Source organism: Pseudomonas sp. SBT1-2 (assembly GCF_028640875.1).
Lineage (GTDB): Bacteria > Pseudomonadota > Gammaproteobacteria > Pseudomonadales > Pseudomonadaceae > Aquipseudomonas > Aquipseudomonas chlororaphis_I.
In genome coordinates, this window is record NZ_JAQZAA010000079.1 from 18,889 (window position 1) to 34,685 (window position 15,797).

At 63.9% G+C, this 15,797-nt stretch carries 17 protein-coding genes; 5 read left to right on the forward strand and 12 right to left on the reverse strand.

All coding sequences use genetic code 11. The features are described from left to right. Positions 1–6: 6 nt before the first annotated feature. Positions 7–1,107, reverse strand: coding sequence for an efflux RND transporter periplasmic adaptor subunit (locus PVZ78_RS13870; RefSeq protein ID WP_028681754.1), 1,101 nt, complete (start codon positions 1,105–1,107; stop codon positions 7–9). Positions 1,108–1,200: 93 nt separating this feature from the next. On the opposite strand from PVZ78_RS13870, the gene PVZ78_RS13875 reads away from it, so the two are divergent. Further along, positions 1,201–1,845, forward strand: a complete 645-nt coding sequence (locus tag PVZ78_RS13875; RefSeq protein WP_101281879.1) for a TetR/AcrR family transcriptional regulator — start codon at positions 1,201–1,203, stop codon at positions 1,843–1,845. Between the two features lie 96 nt (positions 1,846–1,941). On the opposite strand, the gene PVZ78_RS13880 is transcribed toward PVZ78_RS13875, so the two are convergent. Next, a complete protein-coding gene (locus PVZ78_RS13880) occupies positions 1,942–2,724 on the reverse strand; it encodes a class I SAM-dependent methyltransferase (protein WP_273828827.1) in 783 nt (260 codons plus the stop codon). A 94-nt stretch (positions 2,725–2,818) separates the two neighbouring features. On the opposite strand from PVZ78_RS13880, the gene PVZ78_RS13885 reads away from it, so the two are divergent. Continuing rightward, positions 2,819–3,439 (forward strand): energy transducer TonB, encoded by a 621-nt coding sequence (locus PVZ78_RS13885; RefSeq protein WP_273828828.1) that lies wholly within the window; start codon positions 2,819–2,821, stop codon positions 3,437–3,439. Between the two features lie 14 nt (positions 3,440–3,453). Here the strand turns inward: PVZ78_RS13885 and PVZ78_RS13890 are convergent, their stop codons facing one another. The 7 genes from PVZ78_RS13890 to ppc form a co-directional block, all read right to left on the reverse strand. Beyond that, positions 3,454–4,152, reverse strand: a complete 699-nt coding sequence (locus PVZ78_RS13890) for an extensin-like domain-containing protein (RefSeq protein ID WP_273828829.1) — start codon at positions 4,150–4,152, stop codon at positions 3,454–3,456. 16 nt (positions 4,153–4,168) lie between these two features. Further along, a complete protein-coding gene (locus PVZ78_RS13895; protein WP_028681749.1) occupies positions 4,169–4,996 on the reverse strand; it encodes an isocitrate lyase/PEP mutase family protein in 828 nt (275 codons plus the stop codon). A gap of 33 nt (positions 4,997–5,029) precedes the next feature. Continuing rightward, the gene (locus PVZ78_RS13900; protein WP_038630694.1) at positions 5,030–5,890 is read right to left on the reverse strand and encodes a DUF72 domain-containing protein; all 861 of its coding nucleotides are present in this window, start codon (positions 5,888–5,890) and stop codon (positions 5,030–5,032) included. Then, positions 5,890–6,192: a hypothetical protein gene (locus tag PVZ78_RS13905; protein WP_273828830.1), complete on the reverse strand. Its 303-nt coding sequence runs from the start codon at positions 6,190–6,192 to the stop codon at positions 5,890–5,892. The genes PVZ78_RS13900 and PVZ78_RS13905 overlap by 1 nt, the downstream gene beginning before the upstream one ends. A gap of 184 nt (positions 6,193–6,376) precedes the next feature. Beyond that, positions 6,377–7,051, reverse strand: coding sequence for a tRNA (adenosine(37)-N6)-threonylcarbamoyltransferase complex dimerization subunit type 1 TsaB (tsaB, locus tag PVZ78_RS13910; RefSeq protein WP_016705289.1), 675 nt, complete (start codon positions 7,049–7,051; stop codon positions 6,377–6,379). Positions 7,052–7,149: 98 nt separating this feature from the next. Then, complete coding sequence (gene adk, locus PVZ78_RS13915) at positions 7,150–7,797, reverse strand: adenylate kinase (RefSeq protein WP_009047185.1); 648 nt, start codon at positions 7,795–7,797, stop codon at positions 7,150–7,152. A 288-nt stretch (positions 7,798–8,085) separates the two neighbouring features. After that, positions 8,086–10,716 carry a phosphoenolpyruvate carboxylase gene (ppc, locus tag PVZ78_RS13920; protein ID WP_028681746.1) on the reverse strand — a complete coding sequence of 877 codons (2,631 nt, stop codon included), beginning with the start codon at positions 10,714–10,716 and terminating at the stop codon, positions 8,086–8,088. A gap of 240 nt (positions 10,717–10,956) precedes the next feature. Between ppc and PVZ78_RS13925 the strand changes: the two genes are divergently transcribed. The 3 genes from PVZ78_RS13925 (at position 10,957) to PVZ78_RS13935 (ending at position 12,842) form a co-directional block, all read left to right on the forward strand. After that, positions 10,957–11,301 carry a hypothetical protein gene (locus PVZ78_RS13925; RefSeq protein WP_009047183.1) on the forward strand — a complete coding sequence of 115 codons (345 nt, stop codon included), beginning with the start codon at positions 10,957–10,959 and terminating at the stop codon, positions 11,299–11,301. Positions 11,302–11,586: 285 nt separating this feature from the next. After that, the gene (locus PVZ78_RS13930; protein ID WP_009047182.1) at positions 11,587–12,000 is read left to right on the forward strand and encodes a DUF4398 domain-containing protein; all 414 of its coding nucleotides are present in this window, start codon (positions 11,587–11,589) and stop codon (positions 11,998–12,000) included. Between the two features lie 53 nt (positions 12,001–12,053). After that, complete coding sequence (locus PVZ78_RS13935) at positions 12,054–12,842, forward strand: OmpA family protein (protein WP_009047181.1); 789 nt, start codon at positions 12,054–12,056, stop codon at positions 12,840–12,842. 109 nt (positions 12,843–12,951) lie between these two features. On the opposite strand, the gene PVZ78_RS13940 is transcribed toward PVZ78_RS13935, so the two are convergent. From PVZ78_RS13940 to PVZ78_RS13950, 3 genes are all read right to left on the reverse strand, one after another. Continuing rightward, positions 12,952–13,278 (reverse strand): hypothetical protein, encoded by a 327-nt coding sequence (locus PVZ78_RS13940; RefSeq protein WP_023969761.1) that lies wholly within the window; start codon positions 13,276–13,278, stop codon positions 12,952–12,954. Further along, positions 13,275–14,192, reverse strand: coding sequence for an alpha/beta hydrolase (locus PVZ78_RS13945; RefSeq protein ID WP_273828831.1), 918 nt, complete (start codon positions 14,190–14,192; stop codon positions 13,275–13,277). The genes PVZ78_RS13940 and PVZ78_RS13945 overlap by 4 nt, the downstream gene beginning before the upstream one ends. A gap of 299 nt (positions 14,193–14,491) precedes the next feature. After that, entirely contained in the window at positions 14,492–15,769 is a 1,278-nt protein-coding gene (locus PVZ78_RS13950; protein ID WP_009047178.1) for a flavohemoglobin expression-modulating QEGLA motif protein, read from the reverse strand. Positions 15,770–15,797 lie beyond the last annotated feature (28 nt).

The window sequence follows — 15,797 nt, forward strand, 5'->3', positions numbered from 1 at the left end:
CGGGGATTACTCCTTGGCCGCCAGATTGACCACGCGGTTGGAGCGATCCACCGGGCGTACCTGCTGCCCCTCATGGAGCACATGCACGCCAGCCGCCACTACCCAGTCACTGACCCCAAGGCCCTCGAGCACCGGCACGCTCTTCTCACCGAAGGCACCGAGACGCACCGGGGTCTTTTTCAGGGTGTTGTTGGCGTCGACCCGCCAGACATAGGCGGCGCCGTTTTCCGCGGTCACCGCCGACAGCGGCACCGACAACGGCACACTGGCCGCGGCCTGGATGAACACCCGGGCGCTCTGCCCCAGTTCGGCCGGCACCTTGCCGGCGGTAAAGGCGATGCGGGCGGCGAAGGTACGGGAGCGTGGGTCGGCGGCCGGCGACAGCTCGCGGATCTGCCCGGCGAAACGCTGGTCGGGCTGGCTCCACAGTTCCACCGACACTGGCTGGCCGATGTGGAAGCGGCCAAAACCCTGCTCCGGCAGGCTGATCAGCACTTCCCGCTCGCCGTCGGTGGCGAGGGTAAAGACGGTCTGGCCGGCGGCAACCACCTGGCCGACCTCCACCGTACGCCGGGCCACGACGCCATCCTGGGGCGCGCGCAGCACGGCGTAGCCGGCCTGGTTGCTGGCCACGTCGAACTCGGCCTTGATCTGCTTGAGCCGGGCCAGGCCCGAGCGATACAGGTTCTCGGCGTTGTCGTACTGGGAACGGCTGACCAGTTGCCGATCCATCAGGGTCTTATAGCGGTCGCGCTCGGAACGCACCAGGTTCAGGTTGGCTTCGGCCGCTGCCACCTGGGCCCGGGTGGCTTCCAGTTGCAGCCGCACGTCCTGCGGATCGAGCTCGGCCAATGGCTGGTCGGCTTTCACCCGCTGCCCCTCATCGACCAGTCGTCGGCTGACCTTGCCCCCAATCCGGAACGCCAGGTCCGGTTCGTAACGCGCGCGGACCTCGCCAGGGTAGCTGTCCATGGCCTGTGCCGCGGGCTCTGGCTGCACCACCATGGCTGGGCGAATGGTGGTTTGCGCCGTTTCTTCATGTCCGCACGCGGACAGCAGAACGGCCAGGCTGACGGGCAACGCGAGGGGTAAGGCATAGCGGAACATGGTGAGGGACCTTTCGCTAAGGGTGCTTCGAATAATTATACTGGCGGGTATGTTATTAATAGCAAACTCACCAGTCCAGTATTAAAGCGAAGAATGTCCGACAATATTTCCACCTCAAACGGCCCCGGCCGCCCCAAGGATCTGGCAAAACGCCAGGCCATCCTCGAAGCCGCGAAAACGCTGTTCCTTAGCAATGGCTACGCCAGCACCAGCATGGACGCGGTAGCCGCCGAAGCCGGTGTTTCCAAGCTGACGGTGTACAGCCATTTCAACGACAAGGAGACCCTGTTCTCCTCCGCGGTAATGGCCAAGTGCGAGGAGCAGTTGCCAACGCTGATCTTCGAGCTGCCTGCCGGCATGCCGATCGAAAGCGTGTTGCTGAACATCGCCCGGGGCTTTCACCTGCTGATCAACAGCGAAGAATCCTTGAACCTGCATCGCCTGATGCTGGCCCTGGGCAGCCAGGACCCGAAGCTCTCGCAGATCTTCTTCGAGGCCGGCCCCCTGCGCATGCTGCAAGGCATGGAGCGGCTGTTGGCCCGGATCGACCAGAGCGGTGCCCTGAGCATCGACAAACCGCGTAATGCCGCCGAGCATTTCTTCTGCCTGCTCAAGGGCACGGCGAACTTTCGCCTGCTCTACGGCTGCGGCGAGCCGCTGAGCGATGAAGACGCCGAGGAGCATGTGCGGGAAGTGGTGGGATTGTTCATGCGCGCGTATCGGCCGGAGCCGGCCTGACAGCCATCGCGAGCAAGCTCGCTCCTACAGGGATGGTACAAGCCTCTGTAGGAGCGAGCTTGCTCGCGATTGAAGGCCCAGAGGGCCTTCCCGTTATCAGGCCTTGAGCGCCTTCTTCGGATAGATATCGTAGCGGCTGGATTTGCCATCCAGCGCATGGCTCGGCTTGGGGCCGTCGATGCACGGCGCCTTGCGCGGGCGCTTGACCACCACCCGGTGGCTGGCCAGGGCCAGGGCGGCCTCCAGCAGCGCCGGGGCATCCGGATCGTCTCCGACCAGGGGGCGGAACAGGCGCATTTCCTTTTTCACCAGCGCGGTCTTTTCCCGATGCGGGAACATCGGGTCCAGGTAGATCACCTGGGGCGGCTCGCCCTCCCAGTTGCGCATCACCTCGATCGAGTTGCCCTTGAGCAGGTGCATGCGTGCCACGATCGGCGCCACCTCGAAATCCTCTCCCGCCCGGGACAGGCCGTCTTCCAATAAGGCGCCGATCAATGGCTGGCGCTCGATCAGGCTCATCTCGCAGCCCAGGCTGGCCAGGACGAACGCATCCTTGCCCAGCCCCGCCGTGGCATCCAGGATCCGCGGACGCACGCCCTGGGCGATCCCCACCGCCTTGGCGATCATCTGCCCGCTACCGCCACCGTACAGCCGCCGATGCGCCGCGCCGCCTTCGACAAAGTCCACGCGCACCGGCCCTGGCGCGTCGGCGCCGAGCTGCTGCAGTTGCAAGCCCTGCTCGCCGACCTGCAGGGCGAACTCCGCCTCGTCGATCTGCAATGGCAGCCCCAGTCGCTCGGCCCAGTGCGCCGCCTGCGGCTGGAATGCATCGGCCAAGGCCTCGACTTTGATGCGGCAGGCCGCTGGTTGCTCACTCATCTGAAAACACGCTCAAAAAATTAATGATCGGCAAAAACTGCCGATAAAAGAACTATCCGGCATTTTGCCAGAGCTGAGCGTCGACCCGAGAGAAATGTCAGACATTCGAAGCCTATCCATTGGCGTCATATCGCCCCACGGCGATTACGGCCTCAAAAATTCCCAGGCACTGAGCGGCGTCAGCCATCTGTGGCAGGATTTTTTTGCCCAGGCGCTGGCCGAGCAACGCGGCGATGGCTCGAAGGTCACTGACGACAATTCTCTGGTGGCGGTGGATGGCCCGACCGAACCCCATGGTGGCAGCGACCTGCTGACGCAAATCGTTACCCAGCGCCATTGCGACGTCCAGGACACCGAAATCCGCCCGCCGGAGCCGCTGTTCCTGCCGATCGCCGAGTTCGAACTGGAGCTGCTGGACAAACCCTTCCCGCCCTTCCCGCCGGAAGAAATCGTCGCCCAGCAACGCCAGCAAGACTTCGAAAGCGGCTGGGTGCGCCCCATCGTCCTCAACGCCGGCCAGCCTGTGCCTGAGCCGAGCCCGGCGCCGCCACCACGGCCGTTGCACCTGCCGATCGCCGAATTCGAAATGGACCTGCTGGACAAACCCTTTCCGCCCTTCCCGCCGGAAGAGCTTATCGAGCAGCAGAAACAGTTCGATTTCGATACCGGCTGGGCGCGTCCGCTGATCCTGCAGAACCTGCGGATCGCCGCCTAAACCTCAAGCCGGTTTCATCGACAGATCCACCAGGGCCCCACATCCAGGTGGAAATGGTTGCGATGGGCGGCGTTGTAATCCGGACTCAGCACCACTTGGAACGCATCGCAGGCCCCGTCGCGGGCCAGGCGCAGAAAACGCGCATCCGCCCCCTCCCCCGGCCAGTCCTTGAGCACGCTGATATGGCGACCGTCGGCCAGGCGAAAACCCGAGATATCCAGGGCATCCGCCGTCGCATGCTGGCTGCGGAAACCGTTTTCGCGGCTGTACATGTTGCGGCAGGCAAAGCTGCCCAGATGCTCGATGCGGCTTATTCTCTGCCCGTAAACGGCCTGGGCCGCGGGTTGCAAAGCATGGTACTGGTACAGGGCAAAGGCCACGGCCAGCGGGCAACTGGCGAGGAAGCTGCTGCTCAGGGCGATATCCCCGCCCTGCACGCGCAGGACATTGCGCAGTGGGCAGTCGGCGTCCGGGCGGCTGTCCTGCTGCCGGGCCAGCCGCAAGCCGGAGTCGCGCAATACCTGATCGCACAACTGCGGGTCAGCGCGCAGGCGCATCAGTTTGAAGCGAGTCAACAGATTGGGCGGCTCCCTGACCTGCAAGGGCGCCCAGGGATTCCAGGCCGCGGGCAGTGGCAGCCAGCCACGCCAGACACTCACCAGCCCGGCCGCGACCAGCAACGAAAACAGCAACAACAGCCTGCCCGCTCGCACACTGGCTCCCGGCCGCTCAGCCCTTGAACAAGCCGTTGATCTGCGCGAACGGCAAGGCCTGGTCGGCAAAGTGGAAGCTGCCGTGGTCGAGAATTTCCTGCGCCGCCTGATAGAAGGCGCCATAGGCGGCCCGCGCCAGGGCCGAACCGACGCTGATCCGCTTCACCCCCAGCTCGCTCAGTTGCGCCACGGTCAATTTCAGACCGCCCGACATCAGCACGTTGACCGGCTTCGGCGCCACCGCCCGGACCACTGCGATGATTTCCTCGGCCGAGCGCAGCCCGGGCGCATACAACACATCGGCGCCGGCCTCGGCATAGGCTTGCAGGCGGCGAATGGTGTCCGGCAGATCCTGGCGGCCATGCAGCAGGTTCTCCGCCCGCGCCGTGAGCACAAAGGGAAAAGGCAATTGCCGCACCGCGGCGACCGAGGCCTCGATACGCTCGACCGCCAGTTTGAAGTCATAGATCGGATCATCGGCCCGGCCCGTGGCGTCTTCGATGGAGCCGCCCACCGCCCCGCAGGCGGCCGCTTGGCGCAGGGTCCGGGCACAGCCTTCGGGACTGTCGGAAAAACCGTTTTCCAGGTCCACCGCCACCGGCAGATCGCTGGCCCCGACTATGGCGCGAACGTTGCCCAGGGTGTCCTCCAGGGACAAGGCGCCTTCAGCGTCGGGGCGGCCCAGGGAGAACGCGAAACCGGCGCTGGTGGTCGCCAGGGCCTCGAAGCCGAGGCTGGCCAGCATCTTGGCGGAGCCTGCATCCCAGGGGTTGGGAATCACGAAGGCCCGATCACGCTCATGCAGGGCCTTGAAGGTTTGGGCTCGAAGGGTTTGCGCATCCATTGGCGGACTCCTGGGCAGGGAAATGATCCCGCCTCAGAGCAAGCCGAGTTGCTCCGCGGCGGGCTCTCTGTATAGCTCAGGCAAGGCCGGCAATCCAGGCAGGCGCTGCATCAGGCGCGCGTGGAAACGCCGCGCCAGCTCGGCGGCCAGGCGGTTATCGGCGGTGTGCAGGAAGATGTAGGGGGTTCGCCCTTCCTCGATCCAGCCGGCGACCTTGTCGATCCAGGGCACCAGGAACGGGTCGTTGGCCTCGAGCTGCGGATGGCCGATAAAGCGCACTTGGGGAAACTGGGTGAAGGCGGCCGGGCGCGGCGGCACCTTGGGTTTCTTCGATTGCGCATGGAGCACCGACGGCTCGCTGGAAGTGCAACTGAACAAGGCGCGCGGGTCGAGGCAGATGCGCTCCACGCCACGATCCAGCAGCAGGCGATTGAGCATGCGCTCGGCATCGCCCTTGGCGAAGAAGTCCCGATGCCGAACTTCCACCGCCAACGGCCGCTCCAGGCCGTCGATAAAGCCCGCCAGCTCGGCCAGGCGTTGTGGCGTGAAGCTCGCGGGCAGTTGCAGCCACAACGGCGAAACCCGTTCGCCCAGCGGGCTGAGCAATTGCAGGAAGCTCTCGGCCGCGCCCAGTTGCTCGCGCAAGTCGCCGCCATGGCTGATATCGCCGGGAAACTTGGCGGTGAAACGGAAATGTTCCGGCATGGTCTGCGCCCAGCGCTGCACCGTGGCCTCGGCGGGGCGCGCGTAGAAGGTGGTGTTGCCTTCCACGGCATTGAAGACCTGGCAATACAGGCCGAGAAAATCCGTCGGCCGCGCGCTTTCCGGGTACAGGTACTCACGCCAGGCGTTTTCGCTCCAGGAAGGACAACCGAGGTAATAAGGCAGCAACATCAGATGTGCAGGTCGAGACCCACCACTTCCATATCCCAATCGACGAAACCGGCGGTGGTCAGGTAGCTGGCCAGGGCGTTGGCGACGCTTCTTTTCATGGCGCGCTGGAAGACCATGTCCTGTGGACGGGCGGGAAGATTGCTGGTGCGCCCGGCAGAAGCCTGGGAGCGCGCCTGGGCAGGAGTCTCGGGTTGGACTTCGACGGCATCTGCGTCCTCGAGGGAGTCGTCCAGCAGCACACTGCCTTTGCGAGGCTTGCGCTTGATGGGGTAGGACTGAGAGGAAATGCCGTCTATGCGCATAAATACATGCCCGATATCAATGATGGCAATTTAGCGGCACCTAGCCGACTACGCAAATGCCCGAGTGATAACTAGAACACAGAAAATGCAAAAGGTTTAAAAGCCGCCGGAAACTGCCGCGAAAACCTGACGATTGGCACGCTCATCGCACGGACTCATGCTGGCAGACGGCCCTGGAGCGCGGTCAGCGCGCCTTGGGCGTCGCCACCTTGTCCCGCAGGTACACCGGTTGCGCCTCGTCCGCCGGGATCGCCTCGCCGCGTTCCCAGGCAAAGCGCGCCAGGGTCAGCAAATCTTCGGCGTGGGGCAGCATACCCGCATCCTGGCCGCTGAGTTCGACGCCGATACGCTCGGCATAGCCCCAGCCGGTGCCCGCGCCGAACCAGGCGCCGCTGGCGTCCGCCGGCAATGCGGCGGCTTCCGGCGGCAACACCGCTTCGGCCCCGGCCAGGCGCATCTCGCCAGCCACTTCGCGGTAGCAGCCCCAGTAGACCTCATCCATCCGCGCATCGATGGCGGCGGCCACCTGGGTCGCACCGTGTTCGCGCAAGGCCCGCTGCGCCAGCACCGCCAGGTTCGACACCGGCAGCACCGGGCGCTCGAGGGCGAAGGCCAGGCCCTGAACCACGCCTATGGCGATCCGCACCCCGGTAAAGGCCCCCGGCCCACGACCGAAGGCAATGGCATCGACGGCCTGCAGGCTGATGCCGGCATCGGCCAGCAGCGTCTGGATCATCGGCAGCAGCTTCTGCGCATGCAGGCGCGGGATCACCTCGTAATGGCTCGTCACCTTGCCGTCGTGCAGCAAGGCAACCGAGCAGGCTTCAGTCGCGGTGTCCAGGGCCAGCAAGGTGCTCATCGATGTTTCCATAAGGCAGAGGGAGTTGAAAAAAGTGACGCATTATAAACAGCAACGGCCCGCAAGCGGGCCGTTGAAGATGAAGCCGGTACGACTGATCAGCTCAGCGCTTCGAGCACCTTGCTGGTGATCGACTCGACCGAACCGACGCCCGCGATGTGGCTGTACTTCGGCTTGCCCTGATTGGCGGCCAGGCCTTGGTAGAACTCCACCAGCGGCTTGGTCTGGGAATGGTAGACCGACAGGCGATGACGCACGGTTTCTTCGGTGTCGTCTTTACGCTGGACCAGGTCTTCACCAGTGATGTCGTCTTTACCGGCGATTTTCGGCGGATTGTAGACAGTGTGGTAAACGCGGCCCGAGGCTTCGTGTACACGGCGACCGGCGATACGCTGGACGATCTCTTCGTCGTCGACGGCGATTTCGACCACGTTATCCAGCTCGACGCCGGCCTTGACCAGCGCTTCGGCCTGAGGAATGGTGCGCGGGAAGCCGTCGAACAGGAAACCCTTGGCGCAATCGGCCTGGCTGATGCGTTCCTTGACCAGGTTGATGATCAGGTCATCGGAGACCAGGCCACCGGCGTCCATCACACTCTTGGCTTTCAGGCCCAGCTCGGTGCCGGCCTTGACCGCTGCGCGCAGCATGTCGCCGGTGGAGATTTGCGGAATGCCGAACTTTTCGGTGATGAACTTTGCCTGAGTACCTTTACCGGCCCCGGGAGCTCCCAGCAGAATTACGCGCATCGATGTGCTCCTCAATTTTTATTTAGAAACGCTCGGATTCGCCTCGTGGGGCCAATCTCGGAAATGGGATAGTGGCCGCCCAAACGGCCAAAGGCTGATCAAGATACACAGCCGACACAGCGCACACAAGCAGCCGAAAGTCGGAGCAACCCGCCGACTTTATGCCCTGGCGACAGGGTGTTGCTGGTCGCAACCCCATAACAAAGTGTCGCCTGGCGACGGTCGCCAGCCCTTTCGGGACAGTGCTCGAAGTACCGCGCCAAGCCACTGAAAACCCCGGCAATTACCTTAGCCGGTATTGCGCAAACCGGCGGCAATCCCCGCCACAGACACCAGCAGCGCCTGTTCCACCGGGCTGTCCTGCGCGCCGTCCTGGCGCCGCGAACGGGCCAGCAGTTCGGCCTGCAATAGATGCAGCGGGTCCAGGTAGGTATTGCGCAGGCGAATGAACTCCAGGGTGTCAGGGCTATGTGCCAGTAACTGCGACTGGCCGGTCAGCCCCAAGACCACCGAACACGCCTGCGACAATAAGTCGCGTAAATGCGCACCCAATGGCAGCAGCGCCGGTTCGACCAATCGCTCGTCGTAGGAACGGGCGATATCCGCGTCGGCCTTGGCCAGCACCATCTCCAGCATGTCGATGCGCGTGCGGAAAAATGGCCACTGTTCGCGCATCTGCCCCAGCAACTCACCCTCCCCGCGCTCCAGGGCCTTGCTCAAGGCGGTTTCCCAGCCCAGCCAGGCCGGCAGCATCAGGCGCGTCTGGGTCCAGCCGAAAATCCACGGGATGGCCCGCAGGCTTTCGATGCCGCCGGCGCGGCGCTTGGCCGGCCGGCTGCCCAATGGCAGGCGCCCCAGTTCCTGCTCCGGCGTGGACTGGCGGAAATACTCGACGAACTGCGGGTTCTCCCGCACCACCGCGCGATAGGCCTTCACCCCGTCGTCGGCCAACTCGTCCATCAGGTCGCGCCATGCCGGCTGCGGCAGCGGCGGTGGCAACAAGGTCGCTTCCAGCACCGCCGCCAGGTAGAGATTGAGGTTCTGCTCGGCGATGTCCGGCAGGCCGAATTTGAAACGAATCATTTCCCCTTGCTCGGTGGTGCGGAAGCGCCCCGCCACCGATCCCGGCGGCTGCGACAGGATCGCCGCGTGGGCCGGGCCGCCGCCACGCCCCACGGTGCCACCGCGACCGTGGAACAGCAGCAGCTCGACCTGCTGCTCGCGGCAGATATCCACCAGCTTTTCCTGGGCCCGGTACTGCGCCCAGGCAGCAGCCGTGGTGCCAGCATCCTTGGCCGAGTCGGAATAACCAATCATCACTTCCTGCGGGCCCTGCAAGCGCGAGCGATAGCCCGGCAAAAGCAGCAACTGCTCGATCACCGGGCCGGCGTTGTCCAGGTCGGCCAGGGTTTCGAACAGCGGCACCACGCGCATCGGCCGCAGCACACCGGCTTCCTTGAGCAGCAGTTGCACGGCGAGCACATCGGAAGCGGCGCCGGCCATGGAGATGACATAGGAACCCAGCGACGCCGCCGGGGCCGCGGCGACTTCCCGGCAGGTCGCCAGCACTTCGGCGGTATCGGCCGACGGCTTGAAGTAACCGGGCAGCAGCGGACGGCGGCTGCCCAGTTCGCGCATCAGGAAATCGATGCGCTCTTTCTCGCTCCAGTCGCCGTAGCGGCCCAGCCCCAGGTAATCGGTGATCTCGGTCATGGCCGCGGTGTGCCGCGAGGAGTCCTGACGCACGTCCAGGCGCACCAGGAACAGGCCGAAGGTCACCGCGCGGCGCAGGCAGTCGAGCAACGGTCCGTCAGCGATCACGCCCATGCCGCATTCGTGCAGGGACGCGTAGCAGAGCTCCAGCGGGTCCAGCAGCTCGCGGTTGTTCTGCAAGACCTGGGCTGTCGCCGGCACGCTACCGCTCAACGAGGCCTGGGCCCAGTTGCGGGTGGCCCGCAGGCGCTCGCGCAACTGCTTGAGCACCGCGCGATAGGGTTCGGCGCTGTCGCCGGCCAGGGTCCGCAACGCTGCGTTGGCCTGCTGCATGGACAGGTCGGCAGCCAGTTGATCGACATCGCGCAGGTACAGGTCGGCGGCCATCCAGCGCGCCAGCAACAGCACCTCGCGGGTCACCGCCGCGGTGACATTGGGGTTGCCGTCACGGTCGCCGCCCATCCACGAAGCGAAGCGGATCGGCGCCGCCTCCAGCGGCAAGTGCATGCCGGTGGCCGCATGCAGGGCCTGGTCGGCCTTGCGCAAATAGTTGGGGATGGCCTGCCACAGCGAATGTTCGATCACCGCGAAGCCCCACTTGGCTTCGTCCACCGGGGTCGGCCGGGTACGGCGGATTTCTTCGGTGTGCCAGGCTTCGGCGATCAGGCGCTGCAAGCGGGTCTGGATCTGCGCGCGTTCGGCCGAGGTCAGGTCGCGATGGTCCTGGGCGGCCAGTTGCGCGGCGATGGCATCGTATTTCTGGATCAGCGTGCGGCGCGCGACTTCGGTAGGGTGCGCGGTCAGCACCAGTTCGATCTCCAACCGCCCCAACTGCCGGGCCAGCGCCTCGGCGCCATGGCCTTCGGCCCGCAGGCGCGCCAGCAGTTCCGGCAGCACCCGCGACTCGAACGGCGCCGGCTGCGACTCCTCGCGACGGTGAATCAACTGGTACTGCTCGGCAATGTTGGCCAGGTTGAGAAACTGGTTGAACGCCCGCGCCACCGGCAGCAGTTCGTCCTCGCTGAGCTGGTTGAGGCTGGCGCTGAGTTCGGCATCCAGCGAACCGCGCCGGTCGGCCTTGGCGCCCTTGCGAATCTGTTCGATCTTGTCGAGGAAACCCTCGCCATACTGTTCACGAATGGTGTTGCCCAACAGCTCACCCAGCAGGTGAACATCTTCGCGCAAGCGCGCATCAATATCGGTCATCTACCTGCTCTCCAGCGGACTCGGGGCTCCTGCTAAGCCCCAAGAGTGCCGCCAGCACATGGCTATTAGCAAGGGCGGTCTTGGCGCGAACGGCTCCGGGCAAGGCCGGCGCACGACGAAGCGCCTTTAAACCTTGCGCGATGGAGCTAGTCTCAAGAGTAAGCCGCACAACGGCTTAGCGCCGGCACAGGCCGGTCACTCACCAGGCCCTGCCACAAGCAGGTGTTCATTGAGGTTGCCATGAAAATCCGTGAGCTCGCGCAACACTGGGAAGAAAACGCCAAGGGTCGCCTGACCAAGACCGGCTACACGATCTACCTGGATGTCGAAGCCGCCGCACGCCTGGCGGCGATTTCCGAGATGTACCCCAAGCGCCGGACCGAGGAACTGCTCGGCGAACTGATCGGGGCTGCCCTGGAGGAACTCGAAACCAGCTTCCCTTATGTCCAGGGCCAGCATGTGGTCGCCACCGACGAGGAAGGCGATCCGCTCTACGAAGACATCGGCCCTACCCCGCGTTTTCTCGCCCTGTCGCGGCGTTATCTGCACGATATGTCGGCCCAGGCGGACGAGCAGAAACACTGATCCATCCCCGCATTTTTCCCCGATAAAAGCGTTATTCCTGACCCCGGATCGGGTCAGGAGTACCCCTGCGCACGGCAAAAGTTCCTTATTTAGAGCCTTGTCCGCGCAGTCAGAAAATTTCCGGGCGATTGGCCATCTTCTCTGAACTATTCAAAAAAGCCTCGGGTCACAGCCAATAACCATCACTGGAACGGCCGTTTCATTTTCAACGCCCTCAGCATGTCGTCACTCAGCGTTACGGCGTCGGAACCGGGATGGATTTTGATGTTTTTCAGGAGTTATCCAATGGAGTTGAAGACCATGAAGATCAGCACTGCCAAATCCTCGTCCACCCCTCTGCGCGGGCTGAAACTGGCCGCGCTGGCTCTCGGTAGCAGCCTGGTCCTGGCCGGTTGCGCCGGTAATCCGCCAAGCGAGCAATACGCGGTGACGCAATCTGCGGTCAACAGCGCAGTCAGCGCAGGCGGTACCGAATTTGCCGCCGTGGAAATGAAATCGGCTCAGGACAAGCTCAAGCAAGCCGAGCTCGCCATGCACGACAAGAACTACGACGAAGCCCGGCGCCTGGCCGAGCAGGCCGAATGGGACGCCCGCGTCGCCGAGCGCAAGGCTCAGGCAGCCAAGGCCGAACAGGCATTGAAGGACTCTCAGAAAGGTGTTCAGGAACTACGTCAGGAAGGCATGCGCAGCGTGCAATGAGCCGCGGGCGCCGATTCCCACGTATTCGCAATCGATAAAAGGACGAAACCATTATGCGTAAACAACTGATGATCCCTGCCCTGTTGGCCCTGAGCGTGGCGCTGGCGGCATGCTCCACCCCGCCTAACGCCAACCTGGAAAACGCCCGGACCAACTACTCCGCCCTGCAGGCCAATCCGCAGGCCACCAAGGTGGCGGCCCTGGAAACCAAGGATGCCAGCGAATGGCTGGACAAGGCCGACAAGGCCTACCTGAACAAGGAGGACGAAAAGAAGGTCGACCAACTGGCCTACCTGACCAACCAGCGGATTGAAGTGGCCAAGCAGACCATCGCCCTGCGCACCGCGGAAACCCAGCTCAAGGACGCCGGCGACCAGCGCGCCAAAGCGCTTCTCGATGCCCGCGACGCGCAGATCAAGCAACTGCAATCGAGCCTCAATGCCAAGCAGACCGACCGCGGTACCCTGGTGACCTTCGGTGACGTGCTGTTCGCCACCAACAAGGCCGACCTGAAGTCCAGCGGCCTGGTCAACATCAACAAGCTGGCGCAGTTCCTGCGCGACAACCCTGACCGCAAAGTGATTGTCGAAGGCTACACCGACAGCACCGGCAGCGCGGCTTACAACCAGTCGCTGTCCGAGCGTCGCGCCACTTCGGTACAGGTCGCCCTGATCAAGATGGGTGTCGATCCGGCACGCATCGTCGCCCAGGGTTATGGCAAGCAATACCCGGTTGCCGACAACGGCAGCGTTTCCGGGCGCGCCATGAACCGTCGTGTGGAAGTCACCATTTCCAACGACAACCAGCCGGTCGCGCCACGTTCGGCCGTCAGCGTCAACTAAGCCCGGCCCTGCGCACTCAACCGCGCAGCCAATAAAAAGCCCCGCCTTGATCGGCGGGGCTTTTTTATTGCGGCAAACGGATCGCGGCTTGCGCTGGCAAACCTTTCGGTCACTGCTCCAGCTTCGGGGTTTCCTGGCCCATGCAGCGCACGGCGCGCTTCTTGTTGTTGACCAGCACGCCGGTCAGGCCTTTCTGCTCGGTGTCGAACAGCACCAGCACGCCATCGATGCACTGCGCCACCTCGGCCGCCGGCTCCAGGGACACCTTGTAGTCCTCGCCGGGCACGGTCTTGAGCATGGTGAAATCGTTGAGCAGCAACGCATCCTCCGGCTTGGCGAAATGCAGGTAGCCGTAGTACCACAGGCACGCCACGGTGCCGAGGATGCTGCAGATACCGGTGATGATCAGGGGGATGGCGTTACGTTCTTCGCTCATTGCGGACTCTCTGGAGGTTCTACGACTGGATTCAAAGGTGCAGGGTAATTCGGGATTTCGCCCAGGCGGCGCAGGCCGTTGAAGTGCTGCGGGTCCTCAAGGTAACGCAACATCACCTGGCGCCAGACCGGGTCGGCGAAGGTCTGCACATGCCCGCCACGGGTCAGCTGCAGCACCCTGGGCGGGGGCGCAGCTTGATACAGACGGATGCCGTTGGAAAGCGGTACGAGGGAATCGTCGATGCTGTGGTAGATCAGCTTGGGCACGCCATCCAGGCGCGCCATGGCCTTGATCGCACTGTCGCCATCCGGCACCAGCCACGACAGCGGCACCTGGAACGGCCAGGTCATCCAGGACGTACTGAGGGCAAAACGACCCACCTCGCGGTAACTGGCCGGCACCCCGTCGAAGACAATGGCCTTGAGCTGGCGCTGGCGTTCCGGGTGCTGTTCCACCAGATAGTGGATGGCCAGGGCGCCTCCCAGGCTCTGGCCCAGGACAATCAGCGGCTTGCCCTGGACCTCGGGCGCCCGGTCCAGCCACTGGAAGGCCGCGTCGACGTCCTGGTAGATCGCCGGCAGGCTCGGTTTGCCTTGCGACACCCCGTAGCCACGGTAGTCCACCAGCAGCACCTGGTAGCCCTGCTCCGGCAACCACCAGCTGCCGCCGAGGTGCCCGGACAGGTTGCCGCCATTGCCGTGCAGGTGCAGCACCGTGCCCTTGACCGGCACCCCGGCCTTGGCCGGCAGCCACCAGCCGTGCAGGCGCGTGCCGTCGGCGGCGCTCAGGGTGACGTCGCGGTAGTCGAGCCGGGCCTTGTCCGGGGTGAACGGCAAACCGCGCTCGGGATAGAACAGCAGCGAGCTGCAACCGCTCAAGGCCAGTAGCAGGCAGACAATGCTGAGGACTCGCATCCGTTTGAAGCCTCACGACAGGGGGTGGAAAGGATACGCACTGTTGTAACTGTGTTCCTCATGTCATTTGCGCAAACCACCGTAGCCGCTGTCGAGCCATGGCGAGGCTGCGATCGAGGACGGAGTCCTCGCGAAACCTGAGTACGCGGTTTGCCAGGAAGAACAGGTTGCCCGGTTTTACGACCGCTTCGTCGGAATGCCGCCCAGCCCGATCGCAGCCTCGCCATGGCTCGGCAGCGGCTACAGATGTGGCACGCCAGCAGGAAACCTGGGGCGAGGCCGCTCCTACAGGGTGTGGGTCACAGGATATTCGAGTAATCCGCCTCGATCCGGTCCAGGCTCAGGTGGTTGAGGAAGTTGGAGAAACACATCCAGGCCGACAGCGCGTTCATGTCGCGGAACTGGTCCGGCAGGTACTTGGGCGGCACCACCAGGCCTTCGTCGACCAACTGGCGCAGGGTACGCATGTCCTCCAGGGTGGTCTTGCCGCAGAACATCAGCGGGATCTGCTCGAGCTTGCCCTTGCGCACGGCCAACTGAATGTAGTTGTAAACCATGATGAAGCCCTTGAGATAGGACAAGTCTTTGGTGAATGGCAGGCCCGTCGGCACCGAACCACGGAACACCCGGCTGGCGTTGCCATAACTTTCGGCCATTTCGAACCCCTGCTCGCGGAAGAACGCGAACACCTGCATGAAGTCCGCGCCCTCCTCCACCATGTGAATGGCGCGGGTGCGGTTGGTCAGCTTGCGCAGACGGCTCGGGTAGGAGGCAAAGGTGATGATCTCCATCAGGATCGCCAGGCCTTCCTGGGTCACGGTCGACGAGGGCGGGCCCTTGGACAGGAAGGTGCAGATCGGCTGGTTCAGGCCATTGAGGGTGGTGCCCACGTGCACCAGGCCTTCGTGGACTTCCAGGGCCCGTACATCGCGCTCGTTGAACATGGCGTCGGCGCGGATCTTGATGTAGTCGGCGCCGGCCGCCGCGTCGGCGACGATGCCGTCGGACTCGAAGACCCGGATGGTTTCCTCGGCCTCGCCGAACACCTTGTTCAGCCGGCTTTGCAGCAGGCTCACGGCTTCCTTGGCGCTCAGGGTCTTGGGTTCGTCCTTGAGGTCGCCACGGCCGTCGATGTTGTTCAGGTAATCCGAGAGCATCAGGCCCAGGTCGGCCAGGGTCGGGTCGCCGGCATGAAAAGCGTCGGAGGCCGCGCCGTAGAGCTCCTGGGATATCAGCCCGAAATCCTCGGTGCCACGGGCCTCGAGCATCCGCACCACCATGCGGTACTCCTTGCACATGCGCCGCATGATCTGCCCCACCGGGTTGAACTGGCCCAGTTGCCGGGTGATGTCACGCTCGATGTTCTGGAACTCCAGCTTCACCGCGCTGGAGTCGAAAGACAGCGGCCGGCCTTCGTAATAGGCGCGGTCCACCGCCGGCATTTCCTTACCGTTGGCCTTGAGGAAACCTTTGCGGATGTTGTCGTCCCACTTCACCGCATCCAGTACGCGGATCGGCGTCTGTGCCAGCACAATGCGATCGGACAAGGTGCGTATCGTCTGCTGGTAATCGTCCACCCCAAAACTCCCGTTAAAACGTCTGTAC